Consider the following 20,186-nt stretch of genomic DNA (forward strand, 5'->3'; position numbering starts at 1 on the left):
ACTTAACCTGTCAGCTCTGCTGCTCGCGGATTTCCGCCACCATCAGCTCCATCTGATCGGCGGGCAGGTAGCCGCGCAGAAGCTCGGTGCCCAGCACAAAGGTCGGGGTGCCGGAGATTGCCATCTTCTGTGCCAGCGCACGGGTCTGGCGCAGCTCTGCGGTCACCTCTTCGCTGTCCATCTTGGCAAAAATTGCCTCAGCATCCAGCGACAGGCCGTCTGCCAGGCGGCGCAGGGCGACCTCGTTCGGCTCACCTCCGAATTCGATCAGCGCGTCATGCACATCCTTGTAGGCATCATCGCCTGCCACCTGTTTGGTTGCGACGGCAAAGCGTGCGGACAGAACGGAAGCGTCGCCCAGGATCGGCAGTTCCTTGATCACCAGGCGGATATTACCATCGCTTTCCAGCAGCTTGGCCACTTCCGGGGCGGCCTTGCGGCAGTAGCCGCAGCGGTAGTCCATGAATTCGACCAGGGTAATGTCGCCGTCCGGGTTGCCGCCGACCCAGGAATATCCGTCGTTCTGCAGCTCCGCCAGGTTGTCGGCAACCAGCGTGTCATCGCGGGCGGCTTCGGCCTGCTGCTGGCGCTGCTCCAGAAGGTCGACGGCCTCCAGGATCAGTTCCGGGTTTGCCAGGATGTATTCGCGAACTTCCTTGCCGAAGGCCTCGCGTTCCGTCTCCGACATTGAGCTGATGTCAAAGGCCTGCGCCGGCGCGCCCAGGAGGGCCAGGGCAGTAGCCGCGGCTGTGGCGGTGCGGGTGAAAAGGGTCATTTGCGTCTCTTTCTCTTCTGAGCTTGTTCATAGGCCACCAGCACATCCTGCGCCCGCCGGGCGGCGGGGGATCCGGCTGGCAGCAGGGCGGTGGCCCGTTTGGCGTGAATGCCGGCGTCATTCAGACGCCCTTGCAAGGCATAGCGTTCGGCAGTGACCAGGGCGGCCATGCCGTTTTGTCCGGTTTTGGCATAGGCCAGCGACATGTCGCGCAGCAGCACTGTATTGCGGAAGTCGATGGCGCGGGCGCGTTCCATGGATTTCAGTGCCGCTTTGGGCTGGCCCGCGGCCAGCTGTGCGCGGCCGTAGCCGGTCAGGATCAGCGGGTCCTTGGGGGCAAGGCTGACGGCCTTGCCATAGGCGGCTAGTGCCGCGGACCACTGGCGGTTCTCGATCAGGATCTGGCCCTTGAGTTCGTAATAGAATGGATCGGAAGGCCGTGCAGCCAGCGCGCCGTTTACCGCCTTCAGCGACTTTTTCAGGTTTCTCTGCCGGTGATAGGCGGCGGCCTCGCGCGTCAGGCGGACGTCCTTGTACTGCTCCTCGCGCACTCGGCGCAGGGTCCATTTCGGCGCGCGGGTAAAGGCCGACAGCTTGCCGCGGACCCGGGCGAACCAGTATTGCGCGTCCGGGCTGGTCTGGCCCTTGTCGCCATAGGCGGCCAGATAGGCCTGCGCGGCCCGCATACGGTCGCGGCTGAGGGGGTGGGAGCGGGTGTAGGGATCCTGGGTACCTGCACTCAGCACTTCCTGGCCTGCAAAGGCGCGGTGCAGATCGACCAGTCCCTGCGGGCTGATGCCTGCCCGGTTCAGGTAGTCAGCGGCGGAACGGTCGGCGCTGCTTTCCTCTGCCCGTGTGTGGGCCAGGAAGCTGCGGAAGGCCGAGCTTTGAGTGCCGATGGCAATGCCCGCCGCCGCATCTCCGCCGCCGGCCGCTGCCGCAAGTGCGGCCAGTGCCAAGCCAAGCCCTGCCGCGCTATTGGCAGAGCGCAGGTTCTGCATCCGCCGTGACAGGTGGCCGTTGGTGATATGGGCCGCCTCATGGGCTAGCACGGCTTGCAGCATTTCCGGTGAGGTGACCTTGAGGATCAGGCCGTAATTCACAAATATCGTTCGAGAATCCAGGACGAATGCGTTGAAGGACGAGTCGTTGACCAGCAAGATGCGAACCCGGTTTGCGTTCAAACCCGCGGCGCGCAGAACCGGGGCCGCGAGCCGGTTCAGCCCGTATTCGATATCCGGATCGCGCAGCAGCGAGATAGACGCCGCCTGCGCCGCCGCTGCAAATTGGACAAGCGTGCAAACCAGAAGAGCCGGGATTGACGCCAGCCGGAAGAAACGGTCAAAACTCATGCGCGCACATTGGGAGATTAGCATGCGAAACTCAACCCGGTCCGAGGTCGATCCCTTCATTGTGATGGATGTGATGGAGGCTGCCCGCAAGGCTGAGGAGGCAGGCCGCCACATCATCCACATGGAGGTGGGCCAGCCGTCGACCGGGGCGCCCTCGGGGGCGCTGAAGGCGCTGGGGAATGCGTTGGAAAACAATGCCTTGGGCTACACGGTTGCTCTGGGCCTGCCAGCCCTGCGCAAGCGGATCGCGCAGCTCTATGGGGAGTGGTACAATGTCGATCTGAACCCAGAGCGGGTGATCGTGACGCCGGGTTCCTCCGGCGCTTTTCTGCTCAGCTTCACCGCTTTGTTCGACAGCGGCGACCGCGTGGGCATCGGCGCGCCGGGCTATCCCTCCTACAGGCAGATCCTGAAGGCGCTGGGGCTGGTGCCGGTGGACATCCAGACCGCACCGGAAAACCGGCTGCAGCCGGTCGCGGCGGACCTCAAGGGGCAAAAGCTGTCCGGCCTGATGGTTGCCTCGCCCGCCAATCCGACCGGCACCATGCTGGACCGTGCGGCGATGGGGGCGCTGATCGATGCGGCCAGGGAAGAAGGCGCCAGCTTTATCTCCGACGAGATCTATCACGGGCTGGAATACGAGGCGAAGGCAGTCACGGCGCTGGAGCTGACCGACGAGTGTTATGTCATCAATTCCTTCTCCAAGTTCTTTTCGATGACCGGTTGGCGGGTCGGCTGGATGGTGGTGCCGGAGGATCATGTGCGCGTGGTCGAACGGATCGCCCAGAACATGTTCATCTGCGCGCCGCACGCCAGCCAGGTGGCGGCGCTGGCCGCACTCGATTGCGAAGACGAGATGCGGGAAAACCTGGCCGTCTACGCCAAGAACCGCCAGTTGATGCTGGACGGGCTGCCGAAGGCCGGTTTCACCAAAATCGCGCCGCCGGACGGGGCGTTTTATGTCTATGCCGATGTGTCGGACCTAACCGATGACAGCCGCAGCTTTGCCGCGGAAATCCTTGAAAAGGCGGGTGTTGCTGTGACCCCGGGTCTGGATTTCGATCCCGTCCGCGGCGCCACCACGCTGCGGTTCTCCTATGCGCGCTCCACCGCGGATATCGAGGAAGGCCTGGCAAGGCTGGCGCTGTTCATGGCGTCGCGGGATTAACCCGCGGATAGACGCAGAAGGCGGATTTCCAATGACGCGCAAATTGCCTAGTCTGCCGGCCAAAAGGCCGGAGGGCCAGGCATGAGGCAGATATGGGCAGACTGATCACACTCACCGCGTTGATCTGGGCACTGGCAGCAGGCGCCTGGGCGCAAGGCGGCAGCGGCTTCAGCGGGCTGGCGCGCATTGATGCCGGGGCCAGCCAGGTGCGCGATGCCGGGCCGGGGGCAGAGATCACGCTGGGTCTCAGCCAGGGGGTGCCGTACCGGCTTTTCACCCTGACGGAACCGCCGCGTTTGGTTCTGGATTTCCAAGAGGTCGACTGGACCGGGTTGACGGCAGAGAAGCTGCTGCAGGGGGATCAGGTCACCGCGGCGCAATTCGGCACTTATGTTCCCGGCTGGTCGCGTCTGGTGCTGCAGCTTGCGGAACCGATGAAAGTGGCCAGTGCTGCGTTGACTGTGGATCAGGTGACAGCGGCAGCGAGGCTGTCGGTTGCGTTGGAACCGGTTACGGCAGAGGAGTTCGCCGACAGTGCCGGGGCACCGCAGGATCCGCGCTGGGATCTGCCCGCACCGGAAGCACTGAATGGCAGGGCTGAACCGGACGAAAACGCACCGCTTTTAGTGATGCTGGATCCGGGCCACGGCGGTATTGATCCGGGGGCGGAAACGGAGCATGTGGTTGAAAAACACCTGATGCTGCAATTCGCCCGCGAACTGGGCGAGGCGCTGGTGCGGTCGGGCCAGTTCACCGTGCAGATGACCCGCGATGACGATTATTTTGTCTCGCTGGAGCGGCGCATCGCAATGGCGCATCAGGCGGGCGCGGACGTGTTCATTTCGCTGCATGCGGATACGATTTCCGAGGGCCGCGCCCACGGCTCGACCGTTTATACCCTGTCCAAGGAGGCCTCGGACGCGGCTTCAGCCAAACTGGCGGAGCGGCATCTGCGTGGTGATCTCTTGTCCGGCACCGACCTTAGCCAAGCGGACGACGGCGTGACGGCTGTGATGCTGGATTTGGCCCGGCAGGAAACCCAGCCGCGCAGCGACGCGCTGGCGGCGGCGCTGATTGACGGGCTGCGGGCGCAGGGCCAGCCGATCAACAACCGGCCGTTGCGCTCTGCCGGGTTTTCGGTGCTGAAATCTGCTGACATCCCCTCCGTCCTGGTCGAGATCGGCTTTTTGTCCAGCAAGCGCGACCTGAAGAATCTGGTGGACGCGGAATGGCGTGCCAATGCAGCCCGCGGTATTCTGAACGGGCTGATTGCCTGGCGCATCGAAGATGATGCCCGCCGGGCGCTGGTGCGGCAGTAGGCATATTTGCGCCGGAATCAGCGGACCATCCGCAAAACGGGGCCGGGTGCGGTGAAATCTGCTAGGATTTTCCCACCTTCCCCGGCGCCTATCCCCTGTTTCCCGTTTTGACGTGGACGCTTGCCGTCCCTATATAGGCGGCACCCCGCGTGAAAGGCCAACATCCGTGCTCAGGTTCATATTCTCTTTCTTCGGCTCCATCTTCAGCACCATCACCCTTGGCGTGGCGATGGTGGCGCTGACCATTGGGGCGGTGTTCTGGATCTATGGGCGCGACCTGCCGAGCCATGAATCGCTGGCCCAGTACCAGCCGCCGACGATCAGCCGGATCTATTCGGGCGAGGGGCACCTGATTGACGAATTCGCCAAGGAACGCCGCCTGTTCACCCCGTCGCATGAGATCCCGGATCTGGTGAAACAGGCCTTTATCTCGGCGGAAGACAAGAACTTCTACAGCCATTCCGGTTATGACGCGCGCGGTATCGCCGCAGCGGCGATCGAGGCGGTGCGCTCGCGCGGGCAGAACGTGCGCGGTGCCTCCACCATTACCCAGCAGGTGATGAAGAACTTCCTGTTGTCCGGCGATCGCCGGGCCGAGCGCAAGATCAAGGAGATCATCCTCGCCACCCGGCTGGAGGAAACGCTCGACAAGGAACGCATTCTGGAGCTGTACCTGAACGAGATTTTCCTCGGCCAGAACTCCTATGGCGTGACCGCGGCGGCGCAGACCTATTTCAACAAGACCCTGGGTGAGCTGGAACCGCATGAGGCGGCGACGCTGGCCTCGATGCCCAAGGCGCCGTCGGATTACCACCCGGTGCGCCAGAAGGAGCGTCTGCTGGCGCGGCGCAACTATGTGCTGCGGGAGATGCGCGAGAACGGCTATATCTCCAAGGATGTTTATGACGTGGAGGTGGCGCAGCCGCTGCGCTCGGTCCAGAACGGCGATTTCGAGGGCTTCCGCACCACGCTGCCGCCGCGCGATTACTTTACCGATGAAATCCGCCGCCAGCTGACAGAGGACTTCGGGGAGGGTGAGTTTTTCACCGGCGGCTTTACCGTGCGCGCGACCATCGACCATGACATGCAGGCCGAGGCGGCGCTCGCGATGCGCGGCGGGCTGGAGAAATACGACCGTTCCCGCGGCATCTGGCGCGGCACCGGCGTCAAGCTGGAAGAAGAGCAGCTGAAGGACGAACCCACTTGGCGTGCAGCGCTGGCAAACGCCAATGTCTCCCGCGATATTGTGCTGGGCGGGCGCTGGTATCCGGCAGTGGTGCTGGAGGTCGGCGACAAGTCCCTGACCGTTGGTGTCGAACACAGTGAAGGCACAGGTTCCGTCCCGCGCTCCGACATCAAATGGATGAAAGGCAGCTTTGCTGACAACTTCACCCGCGGCGACGTTGTGCTGGTCCGCGCCGAGAAGAAGGACGATGCCTTCAGCCACTGGTCGCTGCGGCAGGTGCCTGAGGTCCAGGGCGGCTTTGTTGCGATGGACGTGAACTCCGGCCGGGTTCTGGCGATGCAGGGCGGCTTCTCTTACCAGCATTCGGTGTTCAACCGTGCCACCCAGGCGATGCGCCAGCCGGGTTCCAGTTTCAAGCCGTTTGTCTATGCCGCGGCACTGGACAGCGGCTACAGCCCGGCGACCATCGTCGTCGACGCCCCGATCGAGATCAACACGCCGCAGGGCCTGTGGCGGCCGAAGAACTCCACCAACAAGTTCTACGGTCCGACGCCCTTGCGCACCGGCATCGAGATGAGCCGGAACCTGATGACCATCCGCCTGGCGCAGGAGGTCGGGATGCCGGTTGTGGCGGGCTATGCAGAACGCTTTGGCGTCTATGACAATATGGGGCCGTTCCTGGCCAACTCTCTCGGGGCGGAGGAAACCACGCTTTATAAGATGGTGGCGGCCTATGCGATGTTCGCCAACGGCGGCGAGCGGGTGCAGCCGACGCTGGTGGACCGGGTGCAGGACCGTTTCGGCAAGACCATCTACCGTCACGATGACCGTGACTGCGTCGACTGCTCCGATCCCGCGCTGGCGCCCGGTCAGGCCCCGCGCATTGTCACCGACCGCGAACAGGTGATGGACCCGATCACCGCCTATCAGCTCACCTCGATGATGAAGGGCGTGGTTGACCGCGGCACCGCATCGAGCGTGATCAACCTTCCGGTGCCCACCGCGGGCAAGACCGGCACCACCAACGATTCCCGTGATGTCTGGTTTGTCGGCTTCACATCCAACATCGTGGCAGGCTGCTACATGGGCTTTGACCAGCCCCGCCCGATGGGACGCGGCGCCTATGGCGGCACCATGTGCGGCCCGGTGTTCCAGCAGTTCATGAAGAAGGCGACCGAAAAATTCGGCGGCGGCCCGTTCGAGGTGCCGGAAGGCGGCCATTTCATCAAGATCGACCGCTACACCGGCGCGCGGCTGCCTGACGGCGCCTCTGGTGCCTATGTGGTGGCGGAGTATTTCCGCGACGGGGCTGAACCGATCTTCGGCCTGACCTATGACGGCGGCTTTGCGATGGGGTCGAACCTGCCGCTGATCGAGGAAGTTCAGCAATCCGGCCGCCAGGTCACCACCTCCAGCGGCGGCACTGCGGTGCTGGGACCAAAAGCGACCTTCGGCACAGTCAGTTCCGGAGGGCTTTACTGATCCAGCGGACTGGGCGGCAGCAGCAATGCCGCCTCGCAGCGGGAGGCGCAGAGGCGGGCGGTGCGCCCGCCTTCGCCGCTGTGCCAGCGCAGGTCGGGCATGATGCAGAACAGTTCCTCGCGCACCGGTTCTTCCAGCGCTGAGACCGCCTGAACCCCTGGGTGGAAGCTCTCGGAGGCGGCGCCCTCGGCATAGATGATCTCGTGCTGGCCAAACAGCACATGAACATAGGTCACGGTGCCGCCTGGCTCCCGCCGGATGGAGCGGTCATTGAGCATATGCACGGCGGAGACCAGCACCTCGCTCTCACCAAACAGCAGGCTGGCCTGGGACCCACTGAACAGCATCCGGTGCTGCGGTGAGACCAGCAGGTCGCGCTCCGCCCCGAACTGGCCCGCCTTGATGCGGATCGGAGCCAAGTTGCCCGTCGCGGGCACCGTTGACTGGCTGATCCAGCGCACTGGCTGCAGGCCGTTGTCGCGGGTCATCACCAGATCGCCGGGACGCAGGGTTTCGATGGCGCGCAGGCCCCCAGACGTGGCGATACGGGTGCCTGCGGTAAAGCAGATGATGTTTTCGATGCCGGAAAAGTAGACGGTACTGCCGTCCAGCAAGGTGGCGCTGCCGGTCTTGCTGCCGCCGGTGTCATCAGTAATGACCAGCGTGCCCTTGTCCAGCTGGCCGTTGAAGTCCAGCGTGTCGCCAGTGGTTTCACCGTCATCGCCGCCAGTTATGGTGATGTCGCCGGTGACGAAGGCTTCGTCGGACACGATTGTGAAATAGTCGTCACCTGCGCCGCCGCTGGCAGAATCCCCTTCGCCAGCAATTATGCTGTCGTCGCCCGCGCCGCCGTCCAGCGTATCGGCACCGCTACCACCGGATATCGTGTCATCGCCGCCCTGGCCATAAATCACGTCATCGCCGTCGCCGCCGTCGATGCTGTCATCCCCGTCCGCGGGCACTTCCGGGGGCACCGCAAAGGTGATGTCGGTGACCATGTAGTCGGAGCCGTCGGTGCCATCGGTCTGCAGGTTGGCGGACAGCACCAGTTGGTCGAAGTCGCCATAGCCACTGATGTCGATGGTGCCGGTGCCAGAGCCCGCAACATCCTCAGTGAAATCCCCTTGGGCGACCAGAACGCCGTCCTTGTAGATGGCCCAGTGGCCCTCTTCGCCGTTCGACTGGGAATAAAGATGCTTAAAGGTGACGCTGACATCGTCGGTATCCTGGTCGAAGTCGACGATCAGTTCCTCTGACACGCCTGAGGCTTTGTCATATCCGATCTGGGCGTCAACCCCGCTGTCAGAGTCGGAAATCGCACCGGCCACGCCATAGCCGCCATCGTAGTAGTCGATGTTGGCAGCACTGGTATTGCCTGCAACGGTCTTAGCCGTGACGGTGAAACCGCTGCTGGTGTCGGTGACATTGGCGTCGGTGATGCTTTGGTCGGAGTCTGTCAGGCCCGCTTCGCTGCTGCTGTCGCCATAGATCGTGTCATCGCCGCTGCCGCCTGCCAGACTGTCGCCGCCTTCACCGCCGAACACCATGTCATTGTCGGCGCCGGCATCCACAGTATCGTCGCCAGCCCCGGCCTCGACCGTATCCTGGTTGCCGGAGGCGCCGCCGCCATTGCCGTTGTCGATCTGGTCGCCGTCGGCATCGGTGTAGCTGCTGTCGATGGTGTCTGCGCCACTGGTGCCCTCCACCGCGCCGTCAGTGTCGGAATAGGCGGGCGGGTTGTCGGCGGAAGCCGAACTGAACGTATCCGGCGGGCCGTAGTCCGGAACGAAGTAGACGTTTCCGTCTGTGGCCAGATAATAAACACCTGGCTCCAGCTCGTTGGTGTAAGGGGTGCCGCCGTGCGAGCCGGTCCAGCTCCAGTTGCCGGCTCCCAGGTTTTGGTCGGTTGTAAAAGAGGCATAGGTGGACGTGATCGTATCGCCGTGATCAAGCGATCCGTCTCCAAGCTGGACAAGATATCCGCTGGGCATGGCCCCAATTCCCCAAATACACCGCGAGCCGGCGGCACGCGCGTTCGAAAGCCCACTGTCAAGCAGGCCCTGTTAATGCCGGGTATTTCGGCAGGCAGATAACGTGCAGCATTTTATCTGAATTTTCTGCAACGGCCGGGGAATGCCTGTGTGGCCTCGCCGCTTGCCCGCGGCGCAAGGGTGGTTTATCACGCAGTCCTGATCTCAGATTGCAAGGACCTCCCATGCGCGCGGAAACCCAGAATATCGTCGCAGACATCGAGAAATCGCTGGAGCTGCTGGCCCAGCGGATGAACTGGGAAACCGCCGAATACCGGCTGGAGGAATTCAATGCGCGCGTTGAGGATCCCAATCTTTGGGACGATCCGGACGCGGCGCAGAAGCTGATGCGCGAGCGCCAGGCGCTGGTGGATTCCATCGCGACCTACAAGGGCATCCAGCAGGATTTGTCCGACAACATCGAGCTGATTGAACTGGGCGAGATGGAAGACGATGCTGATGTCGTCAAGGACGCTGAGGAAGCTCTGGCGGCGCTCAAGGGCAAGGCTGCCGAGAAAGAGCTGGAAGCGCTGCTGGACGGCGAGGCGGATGCCAACGACACTTTCCTGGAAATCAACGCGGGTGCAGGCGGCACCGAAAGCTGCGACTGGGCCTCGATGCTGGCGCGGATGTATGTGCGCTGGGCTGAGAAGAAGGGCTACAAGGTCGAGCTGCAGTCCGAAAGCGCAGGTGACGAGGCGGGCATCAAATCCGCCGCCTACAAGATTTCCGGCCACAACGCCTATGGCTGGCTGAAATCCGAAAGCGGCGTGCACCGGCTGGTGCGGATTTCGCCCTATGACTCGGCGGCCAAGCGTCACACCTCGTTCAGCTCCGTCTGGGTCTACCCGGTGGTGGACGACAATATCGAGATCGAGGTGAACCCTTCTGATATCCGGGTTGACACCTACCGCTCCTCCGGTGCCGGCGGCCAGCACGTCAACACCACCGACTCGGCGGTGCGGATCACCCACATCCCGACCGGCATCGTGGTGACCTCGTCTGAGAAATCCCAGCACCAGAACCGTGACATCGCCATGAAGGCGCTGAAATCGCGCCTCTACCAGCAGGAGCTGGACCGCCGTAACGCTGCCATTAACGAGGCGCATGAGGCCAAGGGCGATGCCGGCTGGGGCAACCAGATCCGGTCTTACGTGCTGCAGCCCTACCAGATGGTAAAGGATCTGCGCACCCAGCATGAGACCTCTGACACCAAGGGGGTGCTCGACGGCGATCTGGACGGTTTCATGGCTGCCACCCTGGCGTTGAATGTCGCCGGTAAAAGCCGCGCGGACGCGCAGGCTGAGGACTGATCCGGCACTTACTGGACAGGGCATCTGACTGTTTCTGAAGGGGCAGCCTGCATGGGCTGCCCTTTTTCTTTGTGCAGTTTCTGCTTCAGGCAGGTGCCGCTAAATCATGCATCTGTAAGGCATTTTATTCTGCGGATTTCGCGGCTAGGCTCAAATGAAGCATTTTTGATGCCGCTTTTGAAAAGGATGCAGGCCATCCGCGACCGGACAGAAAACAGGGCCTGCCGGAGGGGAGGAGTACCGCGATGACACCCGAAAAACCCTTTGGTGTGCCGCCGCTGCAGCCGGTCACAGTGCAAATGCTGTTTGAAGCGCTGCGCCGGGGCTGGGCGGATTTCCGAAGGAAACCGCTTTACGGGCTGTTCTTTGCTTCGGTCTATGTGCTGGCTGGCTGGCTGATGGCCTGGATCACCGTGCGTACCGGCACCACATACTGGCTGGTGCTGGCAGCCATCGGGTTCCCGCTGATCGGCCCCTTTGCCGCGGTTGGCCTTTATGAGGTGTCGCACCGGCTGGAACAGGGCAGGGGAATCGCAGTTGGCCGGATTTTGGGTGTCGTGGTGCAGCAAAGCCGCCGCCAGCTGCCGTCGATCTGCGCCATCATCGTGGTGGTTTTCCTGTTCTGGTTCTTTCTCGGCCATATGATCTTTGCCCTGTTCCTGGGGACTGCCACCATGACCAATATTTCCACCTCAGCGGAAGTGTTCCTGACTGCCAACGGGCTGATCATGCTGGCCGTCGGCACTGTAGTCGGGGCGCTGTTTGCATTGCTGCTTTACATGATCACGGTGATTGCACTGCCGCTGCTGCTGGACCGCGAGGTGGATTTCGTCACCGCGATGATTATCAGCTTTCAGTATGTGCAGCAGAATTTTGTGGTGATGATGATCTGGGCCGGAATGATCGCGGTTCTGACCTTTGCGGCGTTGCTGCCGTGGTTCCTGGGTCTGTTTCTGGTGTTGCCGCTGCTGGGCCACGCCACCTGGCACATCTACAGGCTGACAGACGCCAGTTAGCGTCAGTGGAAAGGTTGAGTGGTGTTGAGAAGGCGCCGGTGAAAGGGCAGCAGGGCGTCTTCATCGGCAAATCCGGCGCTGCGGGCGGCGGCCAGAACCTGGGCCGTGTCGCGGCCCAGATGCTCATAGACCATCCGCGTCACCCGCTCGCCGGTGCCGCTTTCGCGGACGGTGCGGGCGACGTAGCCTGACCAGAAGTTGTTCTGCAGCGAGGCAACCCGCGCCAGGTAATTGAAGGAATAGGTCATCGCCTTTCGGCGGGCGATGACAAAGGCGACGCCGTCCTCGTGGCCGCTGATATAGCCGCGGAACTCCCGCACGCCGGGGCTGGCCGGCAGGCCCTGGCTGAGCATTGCCTCTTTGGCTTCGAACCCTTTGATATAGGTGACACCGGCCTCGCGGAACACATAGACCAAGCCGATCACGAACTTCTCTTCATTGATGAAGCTGCGGCGGGTGAAACGGTAAAATCCGGAAGGGAAAAACTCTTCAGTCAGCTGCTGTACGCCGTGGCCCAGAAAGTCAGCCAGAAAGGCGCCATTTACAACCTGGCCAGCCTTGGAAAGAGTTTCGACAGGGTCAAGCAGAATGCGGGCGTCAACCTCAAAGAAACGGCAAATTCGGTCCAGAACATCAGGGCGCGGGAAACTTTCACCGGACAGGTACCGGTTGAATTGGGTGCGGTTGATCCCCAGCTGCCGCGACAATTCAGAAATCGACCGGTATTGCCGCGCCAGTTGACGCAAGTTGGCGCCAAACATGTTCCTTAAGTCAGCTGGAGAGCGGTTCTGGCTGTTCATTCGGGGTCCTGACTGTCCGGCTTTTACGTAGAATTTTCCCCTTTTACCGAAGGCTTATGCCAGTTTTCGGCATCACCGGACCGGTCTGTGCCGCCTACCTGCGTCAGGGGTGTCGCTAATTCACGTCAGAAGGCTAATTGAACTGACACAAAATGCAATAGCCCAACCCGATTTTTGTCATGTTGGCGTCAGCTTAATTGGTTCAGAATTGGGGGGCGGCAATACGAGGACTGGTATGATTGGAGTCATTTTATGGAGTGACGCCCCCCTGACCAAAGCCGTTATATGGTGCGACGATCAAGGGGACCTTGCTTTTTTCACAAACAAGGCTGACGCAGGCTTTCCAGAGCTGAACCCGGGTGATTGGGTTGAGTTTGACATGATCCTGAGTGGTAATATTCGAATTGCAGAAAATCTGTCTGTTGTCGTGGAGCAGGGCAGCCCTGATTTGGCCGACCGGCTGAGCGCAACAGCGGAATGCGGTGAGAAGGCGGAGCCCGATTGCCAGGAGCAGAAGGTTGTTCCCTTCCCGCTGCAGGCAGCAGAAAAGCGGCGCGTTTCCGCACCGCTTCGCAACGTTCAAGGATAACGCCGGCCCTTAACGGGCCGGGGACAGGGTCAGTTGCCGCGCAGAAGGGCGGCAACGCCGGTGCGGGCAATCTCGGCCAGACCCAGAGGGCGCATCAGATCGGCAAAGGCATCGATCTTTTCCGGCGCACCGGTGATTTCAAAGACAAAGCTGTTCAGGGTACTGTCGACCACGTTGGCGCGGAAGATATCCGCCAGCCGCAGCGCCTCGACGCGTTTGTCGCCTTCGCCTGCCACTTTCAGGATTGCCAGTTCGCGCTCCACTGCGGCGCCTTCGACCGTCAGGTCATGCACGTCGCGGACCGACACGATCCGGCCTAGCTGTGCCTTGATCTGCTCGATCACCTGCGGGGTGCCGGTGGTGACAATGGTGATGCGCGATAGGTGGCCGGTATGGTCCACCTCGGCCACGGTGAGGCTTTCAATGTTGTAGCCGCGGCCCGAAAACAGGCCGATCACCCGGGCCAGAACGCCGGGTTCGTTTTCCACCAGCACCGCAATGGTGTGGCGCTCCTGCACGTCCGAAAACGTCGGGCGCAGGTTGTAGGCGGAGTGGCGGTTGGAGCCTTTTTTGATATGCAGGGCAGACATTCGTGGTCTTCCTCTCGTATGTCGGTGCCAGGAAATTCGAATTTCCTGGCAAATTTCTTCGAAGAAATTTGCGGCGCCGCCGCGGTTACACCAGCACTGCGCCGCCGGCCTGGATGACGCCCTGCGTCTCAGCCTCGCCCAAGAGCATCTCGTTATGCGCCTTGCCCGACGGGATCATCGGGAAGCAGTTCTCGTGCTTCTCGACCAGGCAGTCGAAGATCACCGGCCCGTCATAATCGATCATTTCCATGATCGCATCATCCAGGTCTTTGGGATCGCTGACGCAGATGCCCTTGGCGCCGAAGGCCTCTGCGAGCTTCACGAAATCAGGCAGTGCCTCGGACCAGGAGTGGCTGTAGCGTTCGCCGTGCAGCAGCTCCTGCCACTGGCGCACCATGCCCAGGCGCTCGTTATTGAGGATGAACTGCTTCACCGGCAGGCGGTACTGCACAGCGGTGCCCATTTCCTGCATGTTCATCAGCCACGATGCCTCGCCCGCGACGTTGATCACCAGCGCGTCCGGATGCGCCATCTGGGCGCCGATCGAGGCCGGGAAGCCATAACCCATGGTGCCAAGCCCGCCTGAGGTCATCCAGCGGTTCGGATCCTCAAAGCCCAGGTATTGCGCCGCCCACATCTGGTGCTGCCCGACCTCGGTGGTGACGTAACGGTCACGGCCTTTGGTCAGCTCCTCCAGGCGCTGCAGCGCGTATTGCGGCTTGATGGTCTTTTCCGAGTTCTTGAAGGACAGGCAGTTCACCGCGCGCCATTCGTTGATCTGCTTGTGCCACTTGTCCAGCGCCTCGCGGTTCACCTTGCGGCCGCGCGACTTCCAGACCTTCAGCAGGTCCTCCAGCACATGGGCCACATCGCCGACAATCGGAATGTCGACCCGGATCACCTTGTTGATCGAGGAGGGGTCGATGTCGATATGGGCCTTCTTCGATTTCGGGCTGAAGGCGTCGATGCGGCCGGTGATCCGGTCGTCAAACCGCGCACCGATGTTGATCATCAGGTCGCAGCCGTGCATCGCCATGTTGGCCTCGTAAAGCCCGTGCATGCCCAGCATTCCCAGCCAGTTCTTGCCGGAGGCCGGATAAGCGCCCAGCCCCATCAGGGTGGAGGTGATTGGAATGCCGGTGGCATCGACCAGCTCACGCAGCAACTGGCTCGCTGCAGAGCCGGAGTTGATGACGCCGCCGCCGGTATAGAACACCGGGCGCTTGGCCTTTTCGATGGCCTCGACCAGCTCGGTGATCTCTTCCATATCGCCTTTGACCTGGGGCTGGTAATGCGAGGCCGACGGCTTCGGGCCCTGATACTTGCCATTGGCGAACTGCACGTCCTTGGGGATGTCGACCAGAACCGGGCCGGGGCGGCCGGATTTGGCGACGTGGAATGCCTCGTGCAGGGTGCCGGCCAGCGCATCGGTGTCCTTGACCAGCCAGTTGTGCTTGGTGCAGGGGCGGGTGATGCCGACGGTATCCGCCTCCTGAAAGGCGTCGGAGCCGATCATGAAGGTCGGGACCTGGCCTGTCAGAACCACGATCGGGATCGAGTCGAGCAACGCGTCCGTCAGGCCGGTGACCGCATTGGTGGCACCGGGACCGGACGTCACCAGCACAACGCCGGGCTTGCCGGTGGAGCGGGCATAGCCTTCGGCGGCGTGGACCGCGCCTTGCTCATGGCGGACCAGCACGTGACGAATGTCATTCTGCAGAAAGATCTCGTCATAGATCGGCAGCACGGCGCCGCCTGGGTATCCGAAGACTACGTCCACACCCTGATCCTTCAGGGCTTGGACAACCATCTTTGCGCCGGTCATTTCACGTGTCATCTGCTTTTTGCTCCAATTGGCGGCATCGTCCGTTACGCATAAAAAAAGCCCCCGATTTCAGGTCGGAGGCGCATGGGTTCGATTATGGTCTACCGTTACCGGCCCATGCGCTTGGTTCCTACGATTACGACTAGGGTGGTCACTGCCACAGGCTCCTTCTTGCGTTGCGGGCGACATTATGTCTGCCGGACAGGGGCGTCAACCGCGAAAGCTGTCAAAAAACACCGGTTCAGGGACATTTTCTTGCTTGCAGGCGGGGGTGCGGCGAAATTTCCGCGAAAACGGGTGCGGTTTTCCGTGCGGATTCGTTCAAAACCGGCACCGGGATGTCCCGTTTGTGCCAGATCGGCCAAACCGCAGCAGGCAAGCTCACCTTAAAAGAGGCGACAGGGAAGGACATACAATGGCTGAACTTGCAGAACTGGTGGATCTGGGCCGGTATCCCATCGACCGGCCCGGCTCGCCTGCCTATGCGCGGATGATGGCGGACGTGCAAAGCGAGCTGGAGGCTGACGGCTGCGCGGTGCTGCCGGGATTTGTGCATGAAGACGGCATCGCCCGGCTGGCAGCAGAGGCAGATAGCGTGGCGGATCAGGGGCATAAGTCGTTCAGCCGCACCAACGCATATTTCTCCAAAGACGACCCGGCACTGCCGGAAGACCATCCGGTGCGCCAATTCTATGACCGCTCCAACGCCTTCATTCCAGCGGACAATTTCGGCGCCGCCAGTCCGCTGCGGACAATCTATGAATTTCCCGGCTTCATGCCCTTCATCCGCGAGGCATTGGGCGAGCCGGAGGGCCGTTTCTTCCGCTATGACGACCCTTTGGCGGACGTGATCATCAACATGGTCGAGGAGGGCGACGGCTTCCCCTGGCATTTTGATACCAACAACTACACGGTGACACTGGCGATCCAGAACGGCGAGACAGGCGGCGATTTCGAGTACGCGCCAATGCTGCGCACGCCCACGGATGAAAACTACGACGGTGTGGCGCGGGTGCTGGCGGGCGGCTCGCCCCTGGTGCGCAGGCTGGTGCTGCAGCCGGGCGATCTGCAGATCTTCCGCGGCCGCTATTCATTGCACAGGGTAGCCCCGGTCGAAGGCCCGCGCAGGCGCTACGTCGGCATCTTCTCCTTTGTCGAGACTGAGGGCATGTGCGGCGGGGTGGAGCGCACCAGGCAGCTTTATGGCCGGGTGCTGCCGCGCCACTACGAGCGCGAAGGACTGCGTGCAGACGCGCTGCGGGACTGACAAAAACGGGCGCCCCGGGGGGGAGGGCGCCCGGACGGGCACAACAATGTTGCGGCAATGCCGAGGATTACTCCGTCAGCGCGTTATGCCCGAAATACAGAAACTCCTTGTCCATCCCCTGCACATCCGCCGCCGCCAGCGACAGAGAGGCGCCGTCCAGCATTTTGAAGCTTTTCTGGTCCTTTACCCAGGTGTCGGCGGGCTGCAGCGTCGACAACGTATAGGTGGTGGTCTCCGACAGGTAGTGGGTAGGGATCACCACCTTGGGCTGGATACGTTCCACCAGCGCGTTGGCCTGCTCATAGGACAGGATGTGCTCGGAACCGTCGACCGGCAGGGTCAGCACGTCGATGCGCCCGATGGCATCCCAGAACCCGTCTGCCGGGTCGGGCCGGTTATCGCCCCAAATCAGGGTGCGGATGCCGCCGGTCTCCACCACATAGGTCACCATGTCCATGTGGCCCGGGTTGTTGGGCGGGCAGGCCTCAACCCCGAATTCCGCCAGCGCGTTGGTCCAGGGGTACCAGCCCGGCGCGACGCAGGCGTGCTTGTCGGCATAGCCAGTGATCTTGAGATCCGCGAATTCGAAACTGCCGACCATCCGGTCCAGCACCATGGTTGATTGCGGGCGGTCGATGGCGTCATGGTCGAAATGGGTGTGGGTGGACATGGTGATATCCACCAGCGTTTCCGGGAATTTCTGCTTGAACCAAAGCCCCCAGGCACCGGAGGGATCGTCCCGCCACGGATCGAACAGGATGGAGGCGCCGCCGGGCGAGGTGATCTTGAGAGCGCAATGGCCGTAGAAATCGATCTTCACCTCGCCATCCGCAAAGGCAGACATGTTCTGCAGATCGATCACATGGTTGTTGTTGCCGGGCTGCAGCCAGTCGGTTGATTGCGCATGTGCGCTGGTGCTGCCCAGCAGGCTGGCGGCTGTTCCGACGCCTGCCGCGCCCGCTGCAGCAAAGAAACTGCGCCGGGACAGGCCGGGGGCCAGGTCATCCTTGCGGCCATCAAGCCTGGCCGGTTTCAAGTCCTTCTTTTGCTCATCCATTGGTTCCGTCTCCCTGTTGTTGTCTGGCCGCCGCTTTGGCGCAGCGATGCAAACAGGCTAGGCATCAACGGCACTAAGGGGTGCCCCGGAAGATTGTGGGGGTAATATGGGGCCAATCCCCATAATTTGGGCAAATGTACCAGCGGCGGGTCCTTGCTGTGGAGGAAATCCGGGCCTTGGCGCACCTGCTGGTTTCTGGCAGCCTGTTTTCAAAGGATCCGGACGGAGCCGGGCAGCTAATCACCTATTGGAGCGGGCAGAGAGCATGAACATCACACGGCGTCATTTCGGATTTGGCCTGGCAGCCTTGGGGCTGGGCGCCTGCAGCAGCACGGTACCGGCAGGCAGCGGTCACAGCGGCACCTCCGGCCTGCCTGCAGACCTGCGGCCGGTGCCAAACGCGGGTTATGACGCTTGGGTCGCCGCCTTTCGAACACGGGCAGAAGCCCGCGGCATTTCCCAATCCACCCTGCGCGCCGCCTTCCGCGGGGCAGGGTATCTGCCCGGCGTGGTCAAGCGCGACCGCAACCAGACCGAATTCAAACGCTCGCTGGAGGATTACCTCTCTATCGCCGTCTCGGACGAGCGCCTTGCCAAGGGCCGCGCCGCCTTTTCCCGCCACCAGTCCACGCTGCGCACGCTGGAGCGCAGCTATGGAGTTGATGCGGAAATTATTTGTGCGATCTGGGGGCTGGAGAGCTTCTTTGGCGAGCGCCGCGGCAACGTTCCGGTGATTTCCGCCACCTCGACGCTGGCCTATGACGGGCGGCGCGGAGCGTTCTTTGAAAAACAGCTGCTGGCGGCGCTGAAGATCCTGCAGAACGGCGACATCACGCCAGCCCGCATGACCGGCAGCTGGGCCGGTGCCATGGGGCATACCCAGTTCATTCCGACCTCTTATCAGGCCTTTGCGGTGGATTTCACCGGCGACGGCCGCCGCGACATCTGGTCGGAGGATCCGACCGACGCGCTTGCCTCCACTGCCGCGTATCTGCAACGGAACGGCTGGACCCGCGGCCTGAAATGGGGCGGCGAGGCCGGTGCGCCGGGCACCCCTTCGGGCCGCAGCCTGCAGCCGCAACCGGGCGGGCCGGTGTTCACCGTCACAAGCAACTTCAATGCGATCAAGCGCTACAACAATTCGGATGCCTATGCGATTGGTGTGGGCCATCTGGCCGACCGCATTGCCGGCGGCGCCCCGCTGCGCGCCAGCTTCCCGCCGGACAAATACGGGCTCACCAAGGATGATCGCATCCTGCTGCAGAAACGCCTGACCGCGCGCGGTTTTGACACCGGCGGCGCCGATGGCGTGCTTGGGCCGAAAAGCCGCGCGGCGATCAGCGCTTACCAGTCCAGCCGCGGCCTGCCGGCAACCGGCGACCCGTCGCAGGCACTGCTCAGTAGTCTGAACTAGCGGCTACTCTGCCGAACTCAGCGAAATCAGATGCTGGCGCAGGTTCTCGCGCCGGCTGAGACCCAGTTTCTGGCGGATGTTGTTGCGGTGGAAATCAATGGTGCTGGTTTCGCGCCCCAGGGTGGCGGCGATCTCCTTGGTGGTGCGGCCCATCATGATCAGCTGCATGATCTCGGTCTCCGCTGGCGTCAGCTGCTCCAGCGTCTGTGCCAGCTTGGACGAGAGCGCCGAGGTAATGTTCTTCAGATTGTCCTCGATCATCATCAGATAGGCGCTCTGCAGCTCGCGCCCCGCATCCAGATGCCTGAGCTTGGCCACATAGGGCAGCACCATTCCCTTGATTTGCTGCACGATCTGCTGCTCGCTCTCGTGGCGCGATGCCTCCACGTTGTCGATCAGCACCCGCAGTGCGGTGTTGGCTTCCTCCAGCGCCTTAGTGCGGCGCTTGATGGTGTCCTCCCGCGCCCGCACCGTCTCGCGCAGTTCTGCCTGTGCCTGCTTTCGCTGGGCCACCTCCAGCAGCAGTGCCAGATCACCCTCGACCACCCGGCAGAACTCCTGCAGCCCTTTGCGGAACATCAGCGCGCGTTTGTTGCGCCGGGTGTCGAGCACGCAGATGGTGCCGTAAATCTCCCCGTCCGGCCATTTGATCGGATAACCGATGTAAAAGGACATGGCGTGCTCCATGTCCTCGTTGTCCTGCCAGCGCGGTTCGCACTGGGCGTCCTCGACCACCAGTTCACCGTCGTTCTCAAAGACGCCAAAGCAATAGAGCTTTTCGTTCAGATGGTATTTGCGGCCCGGATAATAGGGGTTGTTCTCTGAAGTGTTGGAAACCTTGACCCGGTGGTCCAGATCGACCGTTGCCATGATCAGCGCGGCAGGCACATCGGTCAGTTCTGCCACCAGATCCACCACCCGCTGCCATTTGGCCTGGGTCTGCGGGGGGATTGCGGGCTTGTCTGTGGTCATGGCGCAGCTCCTTGACGCGCAAGGCTAGGGC

General features: G+C 62.2%; 16 protein-coding genes. 8 read left to right on the plus strand and 8 right to left on the minus strand.

Annotated features, from left to right (window positions below; translation table 11 throughout):
* Window positions 1-10: 10 nt before the first annotated feature.
* The gene (locus GC1_RS00140; RefSeq protein WP_019296788.1) at window positions 11-775 is read right to left on the minus strand and encodes a DsbA family protein; all 765 of its coding nucleotides are present in this window, start codon (window positions 773-775) and stop codon (window positions 11-13) included.
* Window positions 772-2,151: a M48 family metalloprotease gene (locus GC1_RS00145; protein WP_019296787.1), complete on the minus strand. Its 1,380-nt coding sequence runs from the start codon at window positions 2,149-2,151 to the stop codon at window positions 772-774. The genes GC1_RS00140 and GC1_RS00145 overlap by 4 nt, the downstream gene beginning before the upstream one ends.
* Between GC1_RS00145 and GC1_RS00150 the strand changes: the two genes are divergently transcribed.
* From GC1_RS00150 to GC1_RS00160, 3 genes are all read left to right on the plus strand, one after another.
* Window positions 2,150-3,295 (plus strand): pyridoxal phosphate-dependent aminotransferase, encoded by a 1,146-nt coding sequence (locus tag GC1_RS00150; protein WP_019296786.1) that lies wholly within the window; start codon window positions 2,150-2,152, stop codon window positions 3,293-3,295. The two genes, GC1_RS00145 and GC1_RS00150, sit on opposite strands and share 2 nt — an antisense overlap.
* Before the next feature lie 92 nt (window positions 3,296-3,387).
* Window positions 3,388-4,614: an N-acetylmuramoyl-L-alanine amidase gene (locus GC1_RS00155; protein WP_019296785.1), complete on the plus strand. Its 1,227-nt coding sequence runs from the start codon at window positions 3,388-3,390 to the stop codon at window positions 4,612-4,614.
* 166 nt (window positions 4,615-4,780) lie between these two features.
* Window positions 4,781-7,282, plus strand: coding sequence for a penicillin-binding protein 1A (locus GC1_RS00160; protein ID WP_019296784.1), 2,502 nt, complete (start codon window positions 4,781-4,783; stop codon window positions 7,280-7,282).
* On the opposite strand, the gene GC1_RS00165 is transcribed toward GC1_RS00160, so the two are convergent.
* The gene (locus GC1_RS00165; RefSeq protein WP_019296783.1) at window positions 7,276-9,273 is read right to left on the minus strand and encodes a Hint domain-containing protein; all 1,998 of its coding nucleotides are present in this window, start codon (window positions 9,271-9,273) and stop codon (window positions 7,276-7,278) included. The two genes, GC1_RS00160 and GC1_RS00165, sit on opposite strands and share 7 nt — an antisense overlap.
* Window positions 9,274-9,497: 224 nt before the next feature.
* Between GC1_RS00165 and prfB the strand changes: the two genes are divergently transcribed.
* A complete protein-coding gene (prfB, locus tag GC1_RS00170; protein ID WP_019296782.1) occupies window positions 9,498-10,625 on the plus strand; it encodes a peptide chain release factor 2 in 1,128 nt (375 codons plus the stop codon).
* Window positions 10,626-10,870: 245 nt separating this feature from the next.
* The gene (locus GC1_RS00175) at window positions 10,871-11,641 is read left to right on the plus strand and encodes a DUF2189 domain-containing protein (RefSeq protein ID WP_019296781.1); all 771 of its coding nucleotides are present in this window, start codon (window positions 10,871-10,873) and stop codon (window positions 11,639-11,641) included.
* Window positions 11,642-11,643: 2 nt separating this feature from the next.
* On the opposite strand, the gene GC1_RS00180 is transcribed toward GC1_RS00175, so the two are convergent.
* Window positions 11,644-12,441, minus strand: a complete 798-nt coding sequence (locus GC1_RS00180; RefSeq protein ID WP_019296780.1) for a helix-turn-helix domain-containing protein — start codon at window positions 12,439-12,441, stop codon at window positions 11,644-11,646.
* A gap of 235 nt (window positions 12,442-12,676) precedes the next feature.
* On the opposite strand from GC1_RS00180, the gene GC1_RS00185 reads away from it, so the two are divergent.
* Window positions 12,677-13,030 carry a hypothetical protein gene (locus tag GC1_RS00185; protein ID WP_019296779.1) on the plus strand — a complete coding sequence of 118 codons (354 nt, stop codon included), beginning with the start codon at window positions 12,677-12,679 and terminating at the stop codon, window positions 13,028-13,030.
* A gap of 29 nt (window positions 13,031-13,059) precedes the next feature.
* Here GC1_RS00185 and ilvN read toward each other — a convergent pair whose 3' ends face one another.
* Both ilvN and GC1_RS00195 read right to left on the minus strand, forming a co-directional pair.
* Entirely contained in the window at window positions 13,060-13,620 is a 561-nt protein-coding gene (gene ilvN / locus GC1_RS00190) for an acetolactate synthase small subunit (RefSeq protein WP_019296778.1), read from the minus strand.
* An 85-nt stretch (window positions 13,621-13,705) separates the two neighbouring features.
* Complete coding sequence (locus GC1_RS00195) at window positions 13,706-15,457, minus strand: acetolactate synthase 3 large subunit (protein ID WP_019296777.1); 1,752 nt, start codon at window positions 15,455-15,457, stop codon at window positions 13,706-13,708.
* Between the two features lie 403 nt (window positions 15,458-15,860).
* Between GC1_RS00195 and GC1_RS00200 the strand changes: the two genes are divergently transcribed.
* Window positions 15,861-16,712 (plus strand): HalD/BesD family halogenase, encoded by an 852-nt coding sequence (locus GC1_RS00200; RefSeq protein WP_019296776.1) that lies wholly within the window; start codon window positions 15,861-15,863, stop codon window positions 16,710-16,712.
* 67 nt (window positions 16,713-16,779) lie between these two features.
* Here GC1_RS00200 and GC1_RS00205 read toward each other — a convergent pair whose 3' ends face one another.
* Entirely contained in the window at window positions 16,780-17,769 is a 990-nt protein-coding gene (locus GC1_RS00205) for an MBL fold metallo-hydrolase (protein WP_019296775.1), read from the minus strand.
* Window positions 17,770-18,034: 265 nt separating this feature from the next.
* Between GC1_RS00205 and GC1_RS00210 the strand changes: the two genes are divergently transcribed.
* Window positions 18,035-19,183, plus strand: coding sequence for a lytic murein transglycosylase (locus tag GC1_RS00210; protein WP_019296774.1), 1,149 nt, complete (start codon window positions 18,035-18,037; stop codon window positions 19,181-19,183).
* Window positions 19,184-19,186: 3 nt separating this feature from the next.
* Here the strand turns inward: GC1_RS00210 and GC1_RS00215 are convergent, their stop codons facing one another.
* A complete protein-coding gene (locus GC1_RS00215) occupies window positions 19,187-20,155 on the minus strand; it encodes a LuxR C-terminal-related transcriptional regulator (RefSeq protein WP_019296773.1) in 969 nt (322 codons plus the stop codon).
* Between the last annotated feature and the right edge of the window lie 31 nt (window positions 20,156-20,186).

It is taken from the genome of Leisingera sp. ANG1, assembly GCF_000203975.2.
Taxonomy (GTDB): Bacteria; Pseudomonadota; Alphaproteobacteria; order Rhodobacterales; family Rhodobacteraceae; genus Leisingera.

Excerpts from the sequence above, each read along its gene's own strand:
- GC1_RS00140 (WP_019296788.1), bottom strand. The coding sequence starts at position 775 with ATGACCCTTTTCACCCGCACCGCCACAGCCGCGGCTACTGCCCTGGCC.
- GC1_RS00150 (WP_019296786.1), top strand. The coding sequence starts at position 2,150 with ATGCGAAACTCAACCCGGTCCGAGGTCGATCCCTTCATTGTGATGGAT.
- GC1_RS00145 (WP_019296787.1), bottom strand. The coding sequence starts at position 2,151 with ATGCTAATCTCCCAATGTGCGCGCATGAGTTTTGACCGTTTCTTCCGG.
- GC1_RS00155 (WP_019296785.1), top strand. The coding sequence starts at position 3,388 with ATGGGCAGACTGATCACACTCACCGCGTTGATCTGGGCACTGGCAGCA.
- GC1_RS00165 (WP_019296783.1), bottom strand. The coding sequence starts at position 9,273 with ATGCCCAGCGGATATCTTGTCCAGCTTGGAGACGGATCGCTTGATCAC.
- prfB (WP_019296782.1), top strand. The coding sequence starts at position 9,498 with ATGCGCGCGGAAACCCAGAATATCGTCGCAGACATCGAGAAATCGCTG.
- GC1_RS00175 (WP_019296781.1), top strand. The coding sequence starts at position 10,871 with ATGACACCCGAAAAACCCTTTGGTGTGCCGCCGCTGCAGCCGGTCACA.
- GC1_RS00180 (WP_019296780.1), bottom strand. The coding sequence starts at position 12,441 with ATGAACAGCCAGAACCGCTCTCCAGCTGACTTAAGGAACATGTTTGGC.
- GC1_RS00185 (WP_019296779.1), top strand. The coding sequence starts at position 12,677 with ATGATTGGAGTCATTTTATGGAGTGACGCCCCCCTGACCAAAGCCGTT.
- ilvN (WP_019296778.1), bottom strand. The coding sequence starts at position 13,620 with ATGTCTGCCCTGCATATCAAAAAAGGCTCCAACCGCCACTCCGCCTAC.
- GC1_RS00195 (WP_019296777.1), bottom strand. The coding sequence starts at position 15,457 with ATGACACGTGAAATGACCGGCGCAAAGATGGTTGTCCAAGCCCTGAAG.
- GC1_RS00200 (WP_019296776.1), top strand. The coding sequence starts at position 15,861 with ATGGCTGAACTTGCAGAACTGGTGGATCTGGGCCGGTATCCCATCGAC.
- GC1_RS00205 (WP_019296775.1), bottom strand. The coding sequence starts at position 17,769 with ATGGATGAGCAAAAGAAGGACTTGAAACCGGCCAGGCTTGATGGCCGC.
- GC1_RS00210 (WP_019296774.1), top strand. The coding sequence starts at position 18,035 with ATGAACATCACACGGCGTCATTTCGGATTTGGCCTGGCAGCCTTGGGG.
- GC1_RS00215 (WP_019296773.1), bottom strand. The coding sequence starts at position 20,155 with ATGACCACAGACAAGCCCGCAATCCCCCCGCAGACCCAGGCCAAATGG.